General features: G+C 44.1%; 16 protein-coding genes and 1 pseudogene. 7 read left to right on the top strand and 10 right to left on the bottom strand.

All coding sequences use genetic code 11. The features are described from left to right. The first annotated feature begins 92 nt into the window (after positions 1-92). Positions 93-725, top strand: coding sequence for a TetR/AcrR family transcriptional regulator (locus JMX97_RS05070; RefSeq protein ID WP_201555850.1), 633 nt, complete (start codon positions 93-95; stop codon positions 723-725). Positions 726-891: 166 nt separating this feature from the next. On the opposite strand, the gene betT is transcribed toward JMX97_RS05070, so the two are convergent. The 5 genes from betT to JMX97_RS05045 all read right to left on the bottom strand — a co-directional run bounded on the left by betT (position 892) and on the right by JMX97_RS05045 (position 7520). Next, positions 892-2937, bottom strand: a complete 2046-nt coding sequence (gene betT / locus JMX97_RS05065) for a choline BCCT transporter BetT (RefSeq protein ID WP_201555849.1) — start codon at positions 2935-2937, stop codon at positions 892-894. A gap of 285 nt (positions 2938-3222) precedes the next feature. Beyond that, positions 3223-4923, bottom strand: a complete 1701-nt coding sequence (gene betA / locus JMX97_RS05060) for a choline dehydrogenase (protein WP_201555848.1) — start codon at positions 4921-4923, stop codon at positions 3223-3225. A gap of 77 nt (positions 4924-5000) precedes the next feature. Next, positions 5001-6485 (bottom strand): betaine-aldehyde dehydrogenase, encoded by a 1485-nt coding sequence (gene betB / locus JMX97_RS05055; RefSeq protein WP_265089435.1) that lies wholly within the window; start codon positions 6483-6485, stop codon positions 5001-5003. Positions 6486-6605: 120 nt separating this feature from the next. Beyond that, entirely contained in the window at positions 6606-7175 is a 570-nt protein-coding gene (locus JMX97_RS05050; protein ID WP_201555847.1) for a TetR/AcrR family transcriptional regulator, read from the bottom strand. Beyond that, a complete protein-coding gene (locus tag JMX97_RS05045) occupies positions 7176-7520 on the bottom strand; it encodes a DMT family transporter (protein WP_201556024.1) in 345 nt (114 codons plus the stop codon). Positions 7521-7819: 299 nt separating this feature from the next. Here JMX97_RS05045 and JMX97_RS05040 point away from each other — a divergent pair, with 299 nt between their 5' ends. Next, positions 7820-8068: a DUF2164 domain-containing protein gene (locus JMX97_RS05040; RefSeq protein WP_201555846.1), complete on the top strand. Its 249-nt coding sequence runs from the start codon at positions 7820-7822 to the stop codon at positions 8066-8068. Positions 8069-8451: 383 nt separating this feature from the next. Here the strand turns inward: JMX97_RS05040 and JMX97_RS05035 are convergent, their stop codons facing one another. From JMX97_RS05035 to JMX97_RS05020, 4 genes and pseudogenes are all read right to left on the bottom strand, one after another. Beyond that, positions 8452-8856, bottom strand: coding sequence for a transposase (locus JMX97_RS05035; RefSeq protein ID WP_201555845.1), 405 nt, complete (start codon positions 8854-8856; stop codon positions 8452-8454). A gap of 166 nt (positions 8857-9022) precedes the next feature. Beyond that, on the bottom strand, positions 9023-9802 hold the full coding sequence (locus JMX97_RS05030) for a transglutaminase-like domain-containing protein (RefSeq protein ID WP_201555844.1): 780 nt from the start codon (positions 9800-9802) through the stop codon (positions 9023-9025). Between the two features lie 154 nt (positions 9803-9956). Then, a pseudogene (locus JMX97_RS05025) lies at positions 9957-10334 on the bottom strand (integrase core domain-containing protein); the annotation flags it as partial. A 52-nt stretch (positions 10335-10386) separates the two neighbouring features. Then, the gene (locus JMX97_RS05020) at positions 10387-11307 is read right to left on the bottom strand and encodes a glutaminase (RefSeq protein ID WP_201555843.1); all 921 of its coding nucleotides are present in this window, start codon (positions 11305-11307) and stop codon (positions 10387-10389) included. Between the two features lie 496 nt (positions 11308-11803). On the opposite strand from JMX97_RS05020, the gene JMX97_RS05015 reads away from it, so the two are divergent. From JMX97_RS05015 to JMX97_RS05000, 4 genes are all read left to right on the top strand, one after another. Then, positions 11804-12811, top strand: coding sequence for a DUF1852 domain-containing protein (locus JMX97_RS05015; protein WP_201555842.1), 1008 nt, complete (start codon positions 11804-11806; stop codon positions 12809-12811). Between the two features lie 198 nt (positions 12812-13009). Next, complete coding sequence (locus tag JMX97_RS05010) at positions 13010-14038, top strand: methionine synthase (protein ID WP_201555841.1); 1029 nt, start codon at positions 13010-13012, stop codon at positions 14036-14038. 148 nt (positions 14039-14186) lie between these two features. Then, positions 14187-14678 carry a flavin reductase gene (locus JMX97_RS05005; protein WP_201556022.1) on the top strand — a complete coding sequence of 164 codons (492 nt, stop codon included), beginning with the start codon at positions 14187-14189 and terminating at the stop codon, positions 14676-14678. A gap of 236 nt (positions 14679-14914) precedes the next feature. After that, positions 14915-15715, top strand: coding sequence for a sulfite exporter TauE/SafE family protein (locus tag JMX97_RS05000; protein ID WP_201555840.1), 801 nt, complete (start codon positions 14915-14917; stop codon positions 15713-15715). Positions 15716-15866: 151 nt separating this feature from the next. On the opposite strand, the gene JMX97_RS04995 is transcribed toward JMX97_RS05000, so the two are convergent. Then, positions 15867-17186, bottom strand: coding sequence for a short-chain fatty acid transporter (locus tag JMX97_RS04995; protein ID WP_201555839.1), 1320 nt, complete (start codon positions 17184-17186; stop codon positions 15867-15869). 460 nt (positions 17187-17646) lie between these two features. Here JMX97_RS04995 and JMX97_RS04990 point away from each other — a divergent pair, with 460 nt between their 5' ends. Continuing rightward, a complete protein-coding gene (locus JMX97_RS04990) occupies positions 17647-18360 on the top strand; it encodes a succinate dehydrogenase iron-sulfur subunit (RefSeq protein ID WP_201555838.1) in 714 nt (237 codons plus the stop codon). Positions 18361-18452: the final 92 nt, after the last annotated feature.

The raw sequence follows: 18452 nt of genomic DNA, 5'->3' as shown, positions 1-18452 counted from the left end.
GATTTTTGTTCCCATTCTATTAATGATTGATGCCATTAATGATTGATGATATCAAGGTCAACTGATTCTCTTACTCTACCTTGGATACTTATATGAGCAGTCCTAAACCCTCTATTACCACTGCCCCGCTTTCAGCCATGCGCCAATCAACGCTCGATAGAATTGAGCAAGCGGTGTTACACCTATTCGATGGTCGTGATGCCAGTGAGGTGACCATGACTGAGATTGCCAATAGCGCCAATGTGTCGCTGCAAACACTGTATAAATACTTTGGTGACAAACAAACCGTTATTTATACTATATTGGATCGGGTGTTGGCACGATTGGCTGCTCGTATGATTGATCACCTGCAAGGCATTGATAGCGTTAAAGAACGTTTGCGTAAAACACTATGGGTCTGTTTTGATTTTGTTGACTCAAACCCGAATGCGGTGATGGTACTATCGACGGCGGTGCCAGTATCTCGCTACCGTAACATTGCTATTTATGAGAATAGAATGCTGCTTGATGCGTTTTTGACGGTATTAGCGGATGGCCAAAGCCGCGGCATCCTAAACGATGCCGTACCGCTTTATACCCTGTTTGATGTCTATATGGGTTTTATCAGCCGACTGGGACTCATGCATATCATCCGGCAACATCCCGGTCCCATTACTGATGAGTTTGATGCGTTATTTACTATCTTGTGGCGGGCAATGTCTATGCCTGAATCACAAACCGTTTGATAAGCAAAATCAGTGTTATACCGTAAAGTGAGCTGACTTAACCACAAAAAATAAGCAAAAAAAAACCCCAGCTATTTAACTGGAGTTTTTCTTTATTGTATAGAACTTACGCTGCACTAGATCACAGTATAATAACTTGCTAACTATAGTTAACGGTCTAGATTGGCTAGCGTTCTAAATGTAGATACTGCATATGACGCTCATATTGATTGAGAATATCGACCAATACTTGCTCTTTAGTGTAGCCAACCAGATCATACTCTTGCGAGCCATCACTTAAGAACACCTCCGCCCTATAGTAATACTCAGCAAGTTTACTTGAAGTATTAAGCGTAAAGTTAGGTCGCTCAGCTTTCACCAAATTGACCTCATAAATAAAGTCATCTTGATCGCCATGGCCGACCTGTAGTTTCAGACCTTCTATTTGAACACTCTCTTGGTCCTTACCTTGATCTATATCTTGACCAATATGCTCAAGATTACGGACGATCAAAGCGGTCTTAAGTCCGCCTTCTTGTAGCTCTTTTTCAACCTCAGTCATGGCTGGCAATACAACGTTATGTAAAAAGCGCTCAACTTGTGTATGTCCAGGAAAGCTGACAATACGTTGTAAGCGAGCCTTCCAGCTCTTGCCATTATCCAACACATTAGCTGTACCTACGGTACTGGCTTTGCGTTTGTTGCCCTCTTCTTTGAGTGATTTCCACATAGATACCATATAGAGCACTAAAATAATTGAGAACGGCAATCCTGCTATAACAGAAACCGATTGCAGTGAGGCAAATCCGCCGGCAAATAGCAAGCCTAGCGTGATAAGACCGGTCGCCGCTGCCCAAAATAAACGTAACCAAACAGGAGCATCGGTATCATTGGTCATCCCTCTTGAGCTAAGATTGGCCAATACTAAAGCGCCTGAGTCAGCTGAGGTGATAAAGAATACCAAACCAATAATAACACCAGCAAGTGACAACACATCACTGTACGGATAATACTCAAACAACGCAAACATACCCATCGCGGCATCATTAACAGCAATTTCACCAAGCTCAGTTGCGCCATTGGCTACTAAGTCTATCGCAGAGTTACCGAAAATAGAGAACCATGCGAAGATGAAGCCCAATGGAATAAACATCACGCCAAATACGAACTCACGTAAGGTACGGCCACGGCTGATTCGCGCGATAAACAGGCCCACAAACGGCGCCCATGCAACCCACCATGCCCAGAAAAATATCGTCCAGCCAGACTTCCATTCGGCACCAGCAGTACCATCGTAAGCATAGACATCAAAGGTCTTCGCAACGATCGTTTGAAAGTATAGACCTATACTCTGGGTGAAGGTATTAAGCAGATAAACCGTATTGCCCATCACCAACATGGCAACCAGTAATAGTATAGCTGATATCATATTGAACTCAGACAGGCGACGGACACCCCTTTCTACACCAGTCATGGCTGAGATAGCCGCTGCCGCGACCACGCCGACGATGATAAAAGTCTGAACCATTTTGCTCGATTCAATACCGAATACATGCGTCAGTCCTGCGTTGGCCTGTAGTATGCCAATCCCTAGACTGGTCGCAATACCCATTAGCGTACACACGACGCCAAAGGTATCGATACCATCACCCAGCCAGCCCTTAATTAAGCGCTCACCAAAGATAGGAGTTAAGGGAGAACGAAGCGCCAGCGGCATATTTTTACGGTAAGCAAAATAGGCCAACGCCATACCAATTAACGCATAAATGCCCCAGCCATGAAGTCCCCAATGTAAAAAGGTTTGGGCGACTGCCTCTCGCATGGCCTCTTCACTGGCTGGTGTAAGTCCAGCATGTGGCGTGAGGTAATGCATTAAGGGCTCGGAGGCACCAAAAAACAGCAAGTCAATACCAATACCTGCTGAAAATAGCATCGCCGCCCATGCTAAGAAGGGAAACTGCGCCTTTTCGTGGTCTTGACCAAGCTTGATGTCGCCATATTTAGAAAAGCCTACGAATAGAGAAAAGATACTATAGGCCGCAACCACTAGCATGTAATACCAGCCAAGACTCTCTGATACCCATGACATTCCTGAGCTGAGCAAGGCCTGACTATAATCTGGAAAAGAAATAGTCCAGATAATTAATAAAATAGAAATAATAGCTGAGCCTAAAAAAACCGTTTTATTTAGACTCAGGGTTTGCGTCGCATCCTTTGAGGGCGAGCTGTTCATAGAAGACCTCAATAGGTAAAATTAATCACAAACTGATATTACCTTGTCCGCCATACCATCATGGCGTCATAAAAGCAGGCAATACCAACAAATAGAGCATTGATAAATAGTGCATTGATAAATCGAACTTTGATAAATCGAACTTTGATAGTTATCTTTATATGGCCATTATTTTGTTTTTAACTTGTCGTTATTTTAGTGAACTGGCTTTTATAATAAAGGCATGGATAAAAAATACCTTTATCGAACAGTCACTTGTTAAACAGCCACTTATTAAGCAGCTATTTATCGAGCAGGGCTATAATCTCGCATTGGCTCACCTCTTAACGGCGCACCATTCGCAACGTAGTAATCTGCGTTCGACCGTGGCAGCTTCTTGCCTCTCATCTTATCGACAATTTTTTCTGCCATCATAATAGTGGTCGCGTTGAGATTGCCACTGATGATGTTGGGCATAATGGACGCATCCACGACGCGCAGTCCTTCAATACCATGGACTAGCCCCTCTCCGTTAACTACCGCGTCTTTGTGTTCACCCATCGCACAAGTGCATGAGGGATGATAAGCGGTTTCGCTATTTTCACGAACGTAGTCATCTAGCTGTTGGTCGGTGACCAAATCGTCCGTTGGAGAGATAGCACGCCCACGGTAAGGATCGAGTGCCGGCTGATGGATAATTTCACGAGTGATACGCATCGCTGCACGGAACTCACGCCAATCCTGATCATGAGACATATAGTTAAATAAGATACTGGGATGCGCGCTTGGATCACGCGAAGTCAATTTCACTCGGCCGCGACTCAGTGAACGCAAAGAGCCGACATGCGCTTGAAAGCTATGAGAATCGCTGGCACTGCGGCCATCATAACGAACCGCAAGCGGTAAAAAATGATACTGGATGTTGGGATGGGTAAAGGTCTCATCCGTACGGATAAAACCGCCACCTTCAAACTGGTTAGACGCTCCCAGCCCAGTACCTTTAAATAACCATTCTGCACCGATAGCGGGCTTATTCCACCATTTATTAGCAGGAGCAATTGAGACCGGTTGGGTACATTCATATTGCATATAAAGTTCTAAATGGTCTTGTAGATTGTTGCCAACGCCCGGTAAATCTAACACCACAGGCACACCCAATTCCTTGAGCCATTGACCAGGACCGATACCTGAACGCTGGAGTAATTGCGGCGTTGCAATCGCGCCTGATGAGACAATGACTTCACGAGAAGCATGGAAATTCTTGGTCTTACCTTCGTGTTCCACTTTGACACCAATAGCGCGTTTGCCATCAAACAAGATCACATCAGTGAGCGCGCCAGTCAAAATCGTGATATTACTGCGCGGTTTAGCAGTATCAAGATAGCCTCGGGAAGTCGAAGCGCGACGGCCATTTGGAGTGACAAAGCGATCCATCGGCCCAAAGCCTTCTTGCTGATAGCCGTTCAAATCTTCGGTGCGAGGATAGCCGGCTTGCACGCCCGCTTCAATCATCGCTTGAAACAGCGGATTAACCCCTGGCTTTGAGGTAGTCATTTCGACAGGACCGCCCACGCCATGATAGTCATTCTCGCCAGCATCGCAGTTTTCTAACTTTTTAAAATAGGGCAGACAGTCCGCATAGGTCCAGTCTTCTAGACCTTCTATCTTAGCCCAATCGTCAAAATCCAAGGCATTACCACGGATATAGCACATCCCATTGATTAAAGATGAGCCGCCAAGCCCTTTACCGCGACCACAATCCATGACCCGGTTATTCATATAGGGCTCAGGATCAGTATTATAGCCCCAATTGTAGGTTGTCCCTTGCAAAGGCATCGCCAGAGCTGCTGGCATTTGCGTGCGAAAGTCTAGCCGATAGTCCGGACGACCTGCTTCTAATAGCAACACCTTGATATCGGCATCTTCAGTCAAGCGCGTGGCCAACACGTTTCCCGCTGACCCTGCGCCGACAATGATATAGTCATATTCAGGTATGGTTGATGACATAAAAACCTCTTCAATATTAGTAGTTAAATAGCAGATATTAAAAAATAATCGCTAAAACAAACCTTAAAAACTCGCCATTAAAATACTGACTCAAAGGCGCCCAACTCTACTTGAATAGACTTAGTTTGAGTATAGTGTTCAAGAGTTTGCATGCCGTTCTCGCGGCCAATACCTGAATGTTTGTAGCCGCCTACTGGCATTTGCGCTGGCGACTCACCCCAAGTATTTAACCAGCAGATACCCGCTTCGATTTGAGCAATCACGCGATGCGCCCGATTCAAATCAGCAGTCACAACCCCAGCGGCTAAACCGTACACGGTATCATTGGCGCGGCGAATGACTTCTTCTTCGGTCTCATAAGTCAATATCGACATGACCGGACCAAAGATTTCCTCGCGTACGATACTCATATCATCAGTGCAATCGCTAAAGACGGTCGGTGCAACGTAGGCTCCGTTAGCAAGTGACCCTTCCGTTACTCGCTCGCCGCCACACAATAACCGAGCACCGCTAGCCTTACCTTGTTCAATATAACCGAGCACTCTTTCCATATGCGGAAAGCTTACCAATGGCCCCATAGTGACGCTCTCATCCATAGGATCTCCTAACTTGATACGCTGGACACGCTCTAAAATAGCTTGCTCAAATTTGGCTTGCAAAGCCTTAGGAACAAACACGCGCGTACCATTGGTACATACTTGACCGGTGCTATAGAAGTTTGCCATCATAGCGATATCAGCGGCAGTATCAAGGTCGGCATCGTCAAATATGATTAGCGGCGACTTACCACCAAGCTCAAGCGTGACGTCTTTAAGCGACGACGTTGCGGCGCTAGACATGACTTTTTTGCCAGTCGATACGCCGCCAGTAAACGATACTTTAGCGATGTCAGGATGCTGGGTAAGCGCTTCGCCAACCTCATAATTACCCTGTACCACGTTGAAGACCCCATCCGGCAAGCCAGCTTCAGTGAAGATTTCTGCCAGTTTTAAGACTGATAAAGGCGTCATCTCAGAAGGTTTAAAAATCATCGCATTACCAGCCGCTAACGCAGGAGCCGCTTTCCACATAGCGATTTGAATCGGATAGTTCCATGCGCCAATGCCCGCGATAACGCCTAATGGCTCCTGACGGGTATATACAAAACTGGTATCACGAAGAGGAATTTGACGGCCTTCAATAGTTGGCGCAAGCCCCGCATAATATTCAATGACATCGGCACCAGTGACGATATCGACATATTTAGTCTCAGAGATTGCTTTGCCGGTATCCATAGTTTCAAGCATCGCAAGCTCGTCATTACGTTCGCGTAGTATTGCAACTGCGTTTAACAAAATACGACTACGCTCAACAGGGGTCATTGCTGCCCAGACTTTCTGACCTTTTTGCGCTGCGATGACGGCTTGGTCAATTTGCGCAGTAGTCGTCTGTTGAATGGTCGTTAATACTTCACCCGTCACAGGATTAATGTTATCGAAAGTCGATGTCGACTCGTCTACCGCAAGATAACTGCCATTAATATAAGCAGTCTGTGTTTGGTTAAAATCAATAGTGTTTTTCATATTAGTTGAATCAGTCATGATTACTCCTTATGACAACCGGCAAAAAAAGGGCTATAGCAAGCCCTTTACACCTAATAAATTGTCGTTTTTATAAATTATTAAAATGATTAAAGCTATAGTTTACTGCTGCTCACTCTGGGTCATTTGTATTAAGCGGTGACGTAATGCCTTTTTATCAGGAATGCTAATACCCGAAAAATCAGAGAGCCAAATACCATCCGCTACCAGGCGCACCATACATAATGTTTCGGTATTATCCGTTTGTTCATGCTTCCGTAATTGCTCATTAGACCAATGGGCCCAAACCTCGCGAAGGTCTCTATCCCCTAGCATCAATACATACAAGGTTGCTTGGTGATTAAACTCTTCTTGCCCTTTTTCGCCTAGACTGATGGTGGCATCTATATATGCGCGCGTAAAAGAACCATAACTCACTGGGTCTTTTGCCATTGCGTCATTTACTTCTGACTCAAACTTTGCCATGGCATCGTTGAATACCGCAAGAATAAGCGCGTCTTTAGTCGCAAAATGATGCATCACGCCACCTTTTGTCACCCCCACCATCTCAGCAACCGCCTGAAAGGTAACTTTAGACAACCCTTGCTCTACCGTAATTCGTGCCGCTTGCTCAAGCAAAGCACGTCGAACCAGCTCCGGCTGTTTTTTGCGTTTGTAAGCATTATCTATCATTTAATGTCCCACAGAATTGGAGAGTACATTCATTACCACCACACCACCGACGATCATAGCAATGCCGACCACTGCGGGAGTATCCAGATTTTGTTTAAATACTATAATGCCAATAATAGAGGTTAGAACAATACCTAATCCTCCCCACATGGCATAAGCAATACCCAACGGCAACGTTTTTAGCGTGTGCGTTAGCAGGTAAAACGACAACACATACAGCACACCCATAATAAGGGTCGGAACTAAGCGGGTGAACTGTTCTGACTTGACCAAAAACGTCGTACCAATCACCTCACAGATAATAGCCATGCCAAGATAAAAGTAAGCAATAGTGGTAGGATTCATAGTTGAAGTGCTCATGTTAGTTACAGCGCTATCAATTAAAACGCTATTAACTGAAACAATATTAATAAATGATTATAAAGAAACCATACAGAAGGTATCTTATAGCCTTTCATGGAAGATTGGAAGAGATAGTTTGTGCCTTTATCATTTAGACTCCGCTATTTGCTTCTTATCATTGTTGTTAGTTACTGGCTGAGTGTTCACCTATAACTGTATATTTTGAGTAAGACTGTGCCGTTATAACTAAGCCTTAATAGTTAATCTTTAAAAAATAAAAATGATCTTTTGGAGTAATTACTATGAGTAAAGAGCCATTAATTAAGTTATCCGAAGAAGCAGAAGAAATAGTTTTGGAGAGTCTCAGAGAGTATATGAAAGAGGAATTCGATACCGATATTGGCAACCTACCCGCTCGTTTTTTATTAGATTTCATTATTGAAATGCTAGGCCCGCATTTATACAATCAAGTGATTGAAGATATTGAGCCTTGGCTATATGAGAGATTTACGGTTATCTTAGAAGACATGCACAGTTTTAAAAAAGACTAAAACACTTTAGGTAATAGTCTTATTAAAACTTGATATATTTGATGGGATAAGAGTGTTTGATATGATTTTTAGGGCGGCTAAATAGAAAACTACAGCAGATAGTTTGGCTGCCTATTTAGGACTCAAACTCTCGTTATCAATAGTCTGTTAAGAGTGGTTCCCTAGTACCAGTCTGTTTTGAGTGGTCTATTAACTTGATTCAGGGTTAATAAGATTGGTTCCTTTGGGATATAGTCTAAATGGCAGTTACACAGAGTTTGGGAAAGGCTCCAGATAACAGCTCTTTTTGTAGATACCATCTTACCAAAGTACAATCAAGCAGCAATTTTGGCTATTTGAGACTCATAAGGTGATTAATGTTTTAGCACCCCAAATGAGAAACGTTAAGAAACAGTCCAGTGGACTGTTTTAGTTTCGCAAGGCGTAGCGCAAGCGGAGTGAATATGAACCAGTTTACGCATAGCCGCATAGATAGCTTGCATCTTACACTTACCATTAGCTAGCAGTCGCTCATATTGAGCCTTAATATCAGGATTATGTCTCGTTGATACCACCGCTGCCATGTAAAGCTTTGCTCTAATAGCACTAGAGCCATTCTTAGCTAAGCGGGTTCTACCCTTAAGCGTACCTGATTGTACTTGCTTAGGGATCAGTCCTAAGAAGGCAGCAGCCTGAGACGCTTTAGTAAAGTCTTTATTGTGCATTAGGGACAGCATCTGTCTTGAGACGACAGGACCAACGCCGTTAATCGTTTGTAGCAGATCTTGGTCTTGCTTATTCTTGGACACGCAACATGGCATGCCTACCGTGCCCTTGATCCGTTGAACGAAGACCTTGATCCGCAGGGTGAAGAACGTGAAGAGCGCGCAAGCGATTGAGCGAGACCACTGCCGCCTCCTGTTATGGCGGCGGTCATTGTCTTAAACGCTGACCCGCATGCCTAGGGTCAGGACCCTAAGCTTGTCTGGTCACGGATACCGATTGGTTGACCAATTCCATGGATCCGAACGCGGCTAAGAACGCGACGCTGGACGCGTCGGATCCAACACCGATGCGGGCCATCGTGTCGGCATCTGCCATGCCGGTCGGATCAATGAGGTGCCAGCTCCCCCCGAGATAGACCTCGGCCACGGCATGAAAGTCCTGTGGCGTCACCTCGGGCGCATAAACGCTCGCGAACCTAGCCGGTATCGACGACGCGCGCGCTAGTGTCACGAGAACATGCGCGAAGTCGCGGCATACGCCCTGACGTTGAACAAAGCTGTCGAGCGCGGTGGTTTGTGCGTTGCTCGATCCAGGCACATAGCTAAACGCCGACTGGATCCAATCGCGCATCGCGGCAATCCGTGCGCCGCCAGCGAGATCGCCAAACTCGGCGTCCACGAAGGCTTGGAACTGGTCTGACGGGCAATAGCGAGACGGCATCAAATGCTTGATCGTCTCTCCGGGCAAAAGATGGGGGGGCACTTGGGGCAGTGCCGATATGTCCAAGGCAGGACGGTCAACGGCAATTTCTGCGATGTAAGTGCAGCTAAAATCCCCTTCGGTGCGGATCCAAATCCGCTCTCCTATGCCATCATCGGCGGCGACCCGTGAAAAATGCGCAACGTCTGATGTCCAAATCTCAGCCGAACGCACCCGCTGATCCACAAGATCGGCGGCTTCGATCTGAAGCAAAAGGTCCATCGGCGCGGGGAGCCGATAATGGAGTTTGACGTTAAGTTTCAGGATCATGTTCGAACTCCCTAAGGGTGTTGATCTGGCGGGCTGACGATCGCGTGGGGCTTTCTGATCGGCGCGAGGCGACACCTAAGCCGCGCAGGCCTATCGAAACCGGGATCTTTTGCAATGAACCGCCCCGACTATATCAGAGACTGGTTTACTTGAGTCAGGCAGCAATGCCTGACAGGGTTAAATTATCATAATACCGCTTTTCAAACTCAAAAGGTGAGACATAACCAATTGCACTATGCAGTCGGGCTTTATTAAACCATTCCACCCATTCAAGGGTTGCCAGTTCAACATCGTTCACCCCATGCTACTGCTCTTTTAGGTACTCAATCACCTCAGACTTATATAGCCCGTTGACGGTTTCAGCCAAGGCATTATCGTATGAATCGCCTGTTGTGCCAACGGAAGCAATCACGCCGCAATCAGCCATACTAGAAGTATAGCGAATGGATAGATACTGAACGCCGCGATCGCTATGATGAATCATATCTTTGGGCTTGTTTCTGTCTGCTAGCGCTTGATTTAACGCTGACATTGTTCCCATAAATCTAGTTATGTTCAATTACAAAAGCGTTAATTTATAGCTTTTAATTCGAAAAAACAGACCAGCCAGTTTTCTGTACAAGCCGCTCTAATGCTTTTAACCCAAGTTTGGAGTTTCCTACATGATCAAGCCCTGGTGACCATACAGCGATTGATCCTTTACCTGGCGCTATGGTTAAAATACCGCCACCAACACCACTTTTACCTGGCAGTCCGACACGGTAGGCAAACTCACCAGAACCATCGTAGTGACCGCACATCATCATTAACGAATTGATCCGCCTGGACCGCTGTGGATTGATCACCCTTACCCTTGTGTGTTGATTGACACCATTAGACACTAAAAAGAGACCTGCACGGGCTAACTGCTGGCAATTCATCGCAATCGAACATTGATGAAAATAAACACCCAGTACTTTATCAACATCGTGCTTTAGGAGGCCAAAGGATTTCATAAAGTGTGCTAACGCCGCGTTCCGGTCTTTGTGCTCCATTTCGGACGCGGCCACTTTGTGGTCAAAACGAATTGAATCATCGTCTGCAATAAAGTGAACAAACTGCAAGATTTCACCCAATGTTGCTTTTGGCTCATGCCCCATCATAATCGCATCTACCACCGCAATCGCACCAGCATTGATTAATGGATTACGTGGCCGGCCAGATTCATACTCTAATATCGTGATCGAGTTAAAGGGGTCGCCAGATGGCTCACGACCAACATGGGTCCAGAGCGCATCACCCAACTTGCCAAGGGCAATAGTCAAAGTAAATACCTTGGAGATACTTTGTATCGAAAATAGTGTGTTCGCATCACCCGCTGCATATATTTGCCCATCAGGTGTCGCTACCGCAATACCAAACTGGTTTGGATCTACATGGGCCAATTGCGGAATATAATCCGCCACTTTTCCACGTTCGGTTTCACTGGCCATCTCTGCGGCAATATCATCAAGAATCTGTTGCATATTAGTTGTGTAACCGTATTTCTACTGCGTTGTTGAATAATAATGATTTTAACTGAATAAAAGATGATAAGGATGGAAAAATTATATTTTGATTAGGGCGTGTTGAACTGAACCGCCCCGGGATTGTCGGAGACTCAACATTCTATGAGAATACGACAATGAAAAGACAAACCTACACTCCTGAGATTAAAGCGCGCGCCGTTTGCATACTGATTGAAGCGGCGAGCGACTACCCTTCTACATTAGATGTATACCAAGTCACCTCTTAAGTATTTATAATTCATAAATTTAAAATCTTTTACAGGCTTAATTGTTCATTAAGTCAGTAGTCAAAATTTCCGCTGTCCACTCCTCTTTCATACCATGAACTTATAAACATGAATATTATTCATCTTTAATTTAAGTTAAGTCGTTTTTATTCATGTATTGGTTCAGGTATGATTTATCCCATACAGAAATTTGGTTTTATCTCAGATAATTAGGGTAGCGAATCACCATGAGTAAAGAATTTACCTGTTCAATCAAGAGCATTCGTTTTGATGAAAACTATCATCCTGCAGACAGCACGCGTCTTACGACTAACTTTGCGAATTTGGCCCGTGGCGAGCATCGTCAAGAGAACTTAAGCAAAACACTAAGAATGATCAATAATCGTTTTAACGCTTTGGCGCATTGGGATAACCCGACAGCAGACCGTTATTCTGTTGAAGTTGACATCATTTCTGCAGATATGGATATTGAAGGCAAGGGTAATACATTCCCTGTAATCGAGACGTTGAAAACAACTATTGTTGACCACAAAGACAACAAGCGTATTGACGGTATGATCGGCAACAGTTTCTCGTCTTATGTACGCGATTACGACTTTAGCGTCGTACTGTCAGAACATAGCAATAAAAACTTAGCATCACCAACGCCAGAGCATTTTGGTGATTTACATGGCAAACTGTTCCAATACTTGTTGAACTCAGAGGCATATAAAGCCAACTTTAATAAAAAACCTGTGATTTGCATCAGTGTTTCAACCAGTAAAACTTATCACCGTACTGCTAATCAGCATCCTATATTAGGGGTTGAATACAAACAAGATGAGTATTCGTTAACCGATGACTACTTTCACAAAATGGGCTTAACCGTTCGCTACTTCATGGCTGCAAATAGTGCTGCGCCTTTAGCGTTTTATTTTGCGGGTGACTTGCTGAGTGATTACACCGATCTTGAGCTGATAAGTGCTATCAGTACCATGGAAACTTTCCAAAAGATCTACCGACCTGAAATCTACAATGCCAACTCTACAGCAGGTCAAGTGTATCAGCCAAGTTTGAAGTACCAAGATTATTCACTGACTCAAATTGTGTATGACCGTGAAGAGCGCAGCCAGATGGCGGTGACGCAAGGTAAATTTACTGAAGAGCAGTTCATCAAGCCATACCAAGCCATTCTTGAGGAATGGGCTGCAAGCTATGATGTTAAGAATCAAGCTGCTAAAAAACACGCCGCCTAACTGGCCTAAATATATAGCCAATACGATGTTAAAAAGATATAGCGAGACTGGGATGCTACTTTAACAAACGTTTTGCAGCCTCTGTCAGCGTAGACACAGCAAGCAAGAAAAATTTATCCCAGTCGCGCGTGAAAATACAATGTATCTACTTTATTTAGCACCAACTATAAAAAATTAAAACATAGAAGATGAGTCAACATGACAACATTATTACCGACATCAACTGCTGGCAGTTTACCGAAACCTTCTTGGCTTGCAGAACCTGAGAAAATTTGGTCACCTTGGGCATTAGAAGGTGAACAACTGATTGAAGGCAAACAAGATGCCCTGCGGGTGTCATTGCAGGAACAAATGCTTGCAGGGATTGATATTGTCAGTGATGGCGAGCAGACCCGTCAGCATTTTGTGACCACGTTTATTGAACATCTTGATGGCGTAGATTTTGAAAAGCGTGAGACCGTTCGAATTCGTAATCGCTATGATGCGAGTGTGCCGTCAGTGGTTGGTGCTGTGAGCTGTCAAAAGCCTGTTTTTGTTGAAGATGCTAAGTTTTTACGTCAGCAAACCAATAAGCCAATCAAATGGGCACTGCCAGGCCCGATGACGATGATTGATACGCTATATGATGGTCATTATAAAAGCCGTGAAAAATTGGCTTGGGAATTTGCTATCATACTCAATCAAGAAGCGAGAGAATTAGAAGCGGCTGGTGTTGATATTATCCAATTCGATGAACCGGCATTTAATGTGTTCTTTGATGATGTGAATGACTGGGGTATTGCCACTTTAGAGCGTGCCATCAAAGGTCTAAAATGTGAAACGGCGGTCCATATTTGCTACGGCTATGGCATTAAAGCCAATACAGATTGGAAAAAAACACTGGGTTCAGAGTGGCGCCAATATGAGAAAGCGTTTCCTAAACTGCAACAGTCTAAGATCGATATTATCTCACTCGAATGTCAAAACTCACGTGTGCCAATGGATTTGTTGGAATTGATTCGCGGTAAAAAAGTAATGGTCGGTGCCATTGATGTGGCAACCAACAATACTGAGACCCCTGAAGAAGTTGCCAATACGCTTAGAACAGCACTTCAATTTGTCGATGCTGACAAGCTCTATCCTTCGACCAACTGTGGCATGGCACCCTTGTCTCGCCAAGTTGCACGAGGCAAGCTGAATGCTTTAAGTGCAGGCGCAGAAATCGTTCGTAAAGAACTGACTGCCTAGCACTTATCGATCTCAAGATGTATGAAGAGTCTCATCAAATTGGTTCATTCGGTTTGATTGAACAAATCTGAGTAGACCATTAAGTAGCCCTAGCTTCATCTAGAAACAAACGATAATCAAATTTAGGATTGCAGCAATGATTAAAGATATGATTGAAGCAACCGACTTTAGAAATGCCATGTCTTCGTTAACGACTGCGGTCAATGTGGTCACCACAGAAGGCACATCTGGTCTTCATGGGTTTACTGCGTCTGCGGTATGTAGCGTCACAGACACACCACCAACATTGCTGGTCTGTATGAATCAGACGTCTCGGTCACATGCCCATTTTATTGAAAATAAAATTCTAAGTGTCAATGTGTTAGGCGCACAGCATGAACAGATATCCAATGCATTTGCATCCAAATTAAGTTCAGAAGAGCGATTTAAACAGGGTTCTTGGACTGAATTAGCAACAGGTGCCCCTGTTTTAGAAGATGCGTTGGTCAGTTTTGATTGTGAGATTGAGCAAGTTCAGGAAGTTGGAACGCATAGTATTTTTATGTGTCGTGTTGTCGCAATCAAACACAGTCAACAAGAAGAAAGTTTGGTTTATTTTAATCGTACTTATCATCAAGTGGGTCAAGTAGAAATCGCTTAAGTTATGAGAAGCGTTAAAAAATTGCACTGCTAGAAAATTATAAATTTTCTCTTGCACTAGGACAAAGGTCTCCCAGACCTTTATTATTTCCTAGCTCATAGCTTTGCAAGGGAAATTCTTTAAATAGAATTTCCGTATACTATGACACTTACCAAGTTCTAAAGTTTAACTAAAAACTTGATTAAAAACCCAGCCTACGCCAATAAAACTAAATCAAATTGTGAAGTAAATATCCCGTGGAATTAATTATTTTCTTAATAATAGGTGCTCTAGCAGGATTTGCTGCGGGGCTTTTTGGTGTGGGCGGTGGAACGATCATCGTGCCACTGTTATATATCGTCTTTACCCAAATGGGTTACAGTGCTGACACTATTATGCATCTGGCTCTAGGTACCTCATTGGCGACTATTATTGTCACCTCTATCAGTTCCTTAATGGCACATAATAAAAAGGGCGCCGTCTTGTGGCCTGTCTTTAAAAATCTGACACCAGGAATGGCGATTGGATCCTTTGTAGGCGCAGGGATTGCAGGATGGCTCTCTGGGGTTCATCTTCAGTTAATGGTTGGCCTGTTTTTGCTTTGGGTCGCATTGACCATGTTTACTGGTAGCAAAAAACTGATAGATGCCAATAAAGTACTTCCTTCAACGCCTAAGCAATTAGCTGCAGGGGCTGGTATAGGTGTCGCTTCTGCAATTTTCGATATCGGCGGCGGCAGCTTAACGGTGCCTTATCTCAATCGTTATGGTGTGGTCATGCAAAAAGCGGTTGGAACGTCAGCTGCGTGTGGCCTGCCTATTGCCATTGCCGGTGCTTTAGGCTTTATGATTTTTGGGATGCAGCAGGAAGTAAATGTTCCCAATACGATTGGCTTTGTACACGTTTATGCATTTTTAGGTATTGGTAGCATGAGTTTTTTCACAGCTAAGTTAGGGGCGAAAGTAGCTCATATGTTATCACCACAAATATTAAAGAAATGTTTTGCAGTGTTGTTATTCGTTGTGAGCTGTTTTTTCCTTTATAAAGGGCTGCTTTGAGTCTTCATATTTGTGTCTCTAAAAGGCAAAGCTTGCGAACTGAACCACCCCGATATTGTCGGTGACTTAGAATATTGATTCTAATAACCTATAGCTTGGCTTTTGAGTCCTAGCTAGGAGACCAAACTACAGGCTATTAGAAGTGTGTTATTTACAAGAACAACAACCCTAAACCAATCACAACGCCACTGACAACCAGCACAATGAGACAAAAGCCCATGATGTCTTTGGCTTTCAGTCCAGCGATTGCCAGTGCTGGTAATGCCCAGAATGGCTGGATCATGTTTGTCCAAGCATCTCCCCATGCAACACCCATGGCAACTTTCGCCGGGTCGCTACCAAGCATTTCCGCAGCTTCTAACATAATTGGCGCTTGAACGGCCCATTGTCCACCACCTGAAGGGACGAAGAAGTTGACCAGTCCGGCACTTAGGAATGCGAAAAGTGGCAGCGTGTCCGCTGTCGAAACGCTGACGAAGGCTTCTGACATAACTCCTGCCAAACCGGATGCCGTCATCATTCCCATAATTCCTGCATAAAACGGAAATTGAACGATGATGGCGCCCGCTCCTTTGACGGCTTCTTGAACGGCAATCAAATACTTTCGAGGCGTTCCGTGGAATATAATTCCAAGGAACAAAAACATAAAGTTAACCAAGTCGAGCGTTAACGCAAATCCATTTTGTGCGAAGTAATAAACGACAAAGGCAATCCCCATTGCACCGATGACCATCGATAAAATCCAGCTGTTTTCCAAACGCTCTGCTGGGGTCATATTTGATTTTGCCGGAAGTTCCTCAATGACCGGATCAACTAGAACTTTCGGATCCACCGTGACCGTATCTTCTCTGCTCGGCATCATTAAACGGTTCAATAAAGGGACGATAATAACTAATGCAGCAATAATAATTAAGTTATAACTAGCAAAAATCGTTGCACTCGTTGGAATGATACCGATTTTATCAACGAACGGATGTCCTTCTGTCGCAATTGACAACGGAATCGATCCAGAAAATCCGGCATGCCAAATGATAAATCCAGAATAAGCACTGGCAATCAGCAAACGGTAATCGACATGTTGAACACGCTTCGCTAATTCTTTTGCGAATAACGCCCCAATAACCAGCCCAAATCCCCAGTTGATCCAGCTTGCTGCAAGTGACACTACGGTTACCCAGATAATCGCACTACCTGGCGAATTTGCGAAACTCGCAAGTTTGCCTAACCCTTTTTTAAATATTGGGCTGCTTGCCAATACAAAACCAGTTACTAGCACCAGCACCATTTGCATCGAGAACGCGAGTAACGCCCAGAACCCTTCACCCCAAAACGCCACCATCTGTACAGGTGAAGAATCGGTTAAGCCTAAGCCCAGTCCAAAAATGACTACTGTTAAGATAATGACGAATAAAAATGGATCCGGTAAATACTTCTCCATCAAGCTATTCGAAAAACGTGTGATTCCTTTCATTTTCTAACTCCCTGTTTATCTAAATTTGTACTTCATTTCTGATGCTACCTCATTCTTCCTTTTTTATTCTTATTTCCAGAGATAGCTTATAAAACCACGCTAGATACTCTAATTCTCTCTATTTCAGTATCCAATGACGTACTATACAGATTAGACACCTATAAAAATATGCCTGTCACTACTCCTTATTAAAAAGAGCGTGCCCAGCATGAACATCACCCCCTCAGCGAGCAAATCCTAGAGTATACCCAATAAATATTATAAGACCTACTATAATTAAGGTGTTAATGAGCCAGTACTATTCGTTCAAATAGGGGGACTACTAGGTACACGATTAGTATATAGTTAAACAGAAAGACGAATTCCGTAAAAAGGAAGTTACTACTGCCTCATCAACCTATCCAACCTGAGGTTGTATCCTTTGTACACCGACCATTACTTGTATCGGGAGTTTAGAGTTATGAACAGAGGTACTCGAACCATCGAAATCTATCGCTACGACCCTGATAAGGACGCAGCGCCGCGCATGCAAAGCTATACGATTGAATTATTAGATTCAGATCGTATGTTGCTTGATCTATTAATACGCCTTAAACAACAAGATGAAACCATCACTTTTCGCCGGTCTTGCCGTGAAGGTATTTGTGGCTCTGATGGTATGAACATCAATGGTAAAAACGCCTTGGCCTGTTTAACTAACATGAACGACTTGCCTGAGAAGGTAACTATTCGTCCGCTACCAGGTCTGCCGGTTGTTCGTGATCTGGTTATTGATATGAACCAATTTTATGAGCAATATGAAAAGATTCACCCGTTCTTAATCAATGATCAGCCACCACCGCCAACCGAGCGCCTGCAATCACCTGAGCAACGTGAAAAGCTAAACGGTCTATACGAGTGTATTTTATGCGCTTGCTGTTCAACCGCTTGCCCATCGTTTTGGTGGAACCCTGATAAGTTCTTAGGACCAGCAGCGCTATTGAACGCTAATCGCTTCGCTGTTGATAGCCGCGATACGGATACTCGGGCACGTTTGTTACGTTTAGAAGATCCGTTTAGTTTATTCCGTTGCCGAGGTATTATGAATTGTGTGTTGTATTGCCCAAAAGGTTTGAACCCAACTAAAGCAATTGGTAATTTAACCTCAGTTCGGGATAAGCGAAGAAAAAGATAAAAAAAGAAGTCCTAATACGCTAAAGTAAGTTTACCAAGACAAACGACAGCAAAAAGGACTTCTTACATGGATAACCTAACCGAATTATACTG

This window comes from Psychrobacter sp. 72-O-c, from assembly GCF_904846605.1.
GTDB lineage: Bacteria > Pseudomonadota > Gammaproteobacteria > Pseudomonadales > Moraxellaceae > Psychrobacter.
Note: the sequence above shows the minus strand (reverse complement) of the source record. Positions and strands in the feature narration are given on the sequence as shown.

Bases quoted from the DNA above. Each gene is read 5' to 3' on its own strand.
- betT (WP_201555849.1), bottom strand. From the start codon at position 2,937: ATGAACAGCTCGCCCTCAAAGGATGCGACGCAAACCCTGAGTCTAAAT.
- JMX97_RS05040 (WP_201555846.1), top strand. From the start codon at position 7,820: ATGAGTAAAGAGCCATTAATTAAGTTATCCGAAGAAGCAGAAGAAATA.
- JMX97_RS05045 (WP_201556024.1), bottom strand. From the start codon at position 7,520: ATGAATCCTACCACTATTGCTTACTTTTATCTTGGCATGGCTATTATC.
- JMX97_RS05005 (WP_201556022.1), top strand. From the start codon at position 14,187: ATGATTGAAGCAACCGACTTTAGAAATGCCATGTCTTCGTTAACGACT.
- JMX97_RS05015 (WP_201555842.1), top strand. From the start codon at position 11,804: ATGAGTAAAGAATTTACCTGTTCAATCAAGAGCATTCGTTTTGATGAA.
- betB (WP_265089435.1), bottom strand. From the start codon at position 6,485: ATGAAAAACACTATTGATTTTAACCAAACACAGACTGCTTATATTAAT.
- JMX97_RS04995 (WP_201555839.1), bottom strand. From the start codon at position 17,186: ATGAAAGGAATCACACGTTTTTCGAATAGCTTGATGGAGAAGTATTTA.
- betA (WP_201555848.1), bottom strand. From the start codon at position 4,923: ATGTCATCAACCATACCTGAATATGACTATATCATTGTCGGCGCAGGG.
- JMX97_RS05050 (WP_201555847.1), bottom strand. From the start codon at position 7,175: ATGATAGATAATGCTTACAAACGCAAAAAACAGCCGGAGCTGGTTCGA.
- JMX97_RS05010 (WP_201555841.1), top strand. From the start codon at position 13,010: ATGACAACATTATTACCGACATCAACTGCTGGCAGTTTACCGAAACCT.
- JMX97_RS04990 (WP_201555838.1), top strand. From the start codon at position 17,647: ATGAACAGAGGTACTCGAACCATCGAAATCTATCGCTACGACCCTGAT.
- JMX97_RS05030 (WP_201555844.1), bottom strand. From the start codon at position 9,802: ATGATCCTGAAACTTAACGTCAAACTCCATTATCGGCTCCCCGCGCCG.
- JMX97_RS05020 (WP_201555843.1), bottom strand. From the start codon at position 11,307: ATGCAACAGATTCTTGATGATATTGCCGCAGAGATGGCCAGTGAAACC.
- JMX97_RS05070 (WP_201555850.1), top strand. From the start codon at position 93: ATGAGCAGTCCTAAACCCTCTATTACCACTGCCCCGCTTTCAGCCATG.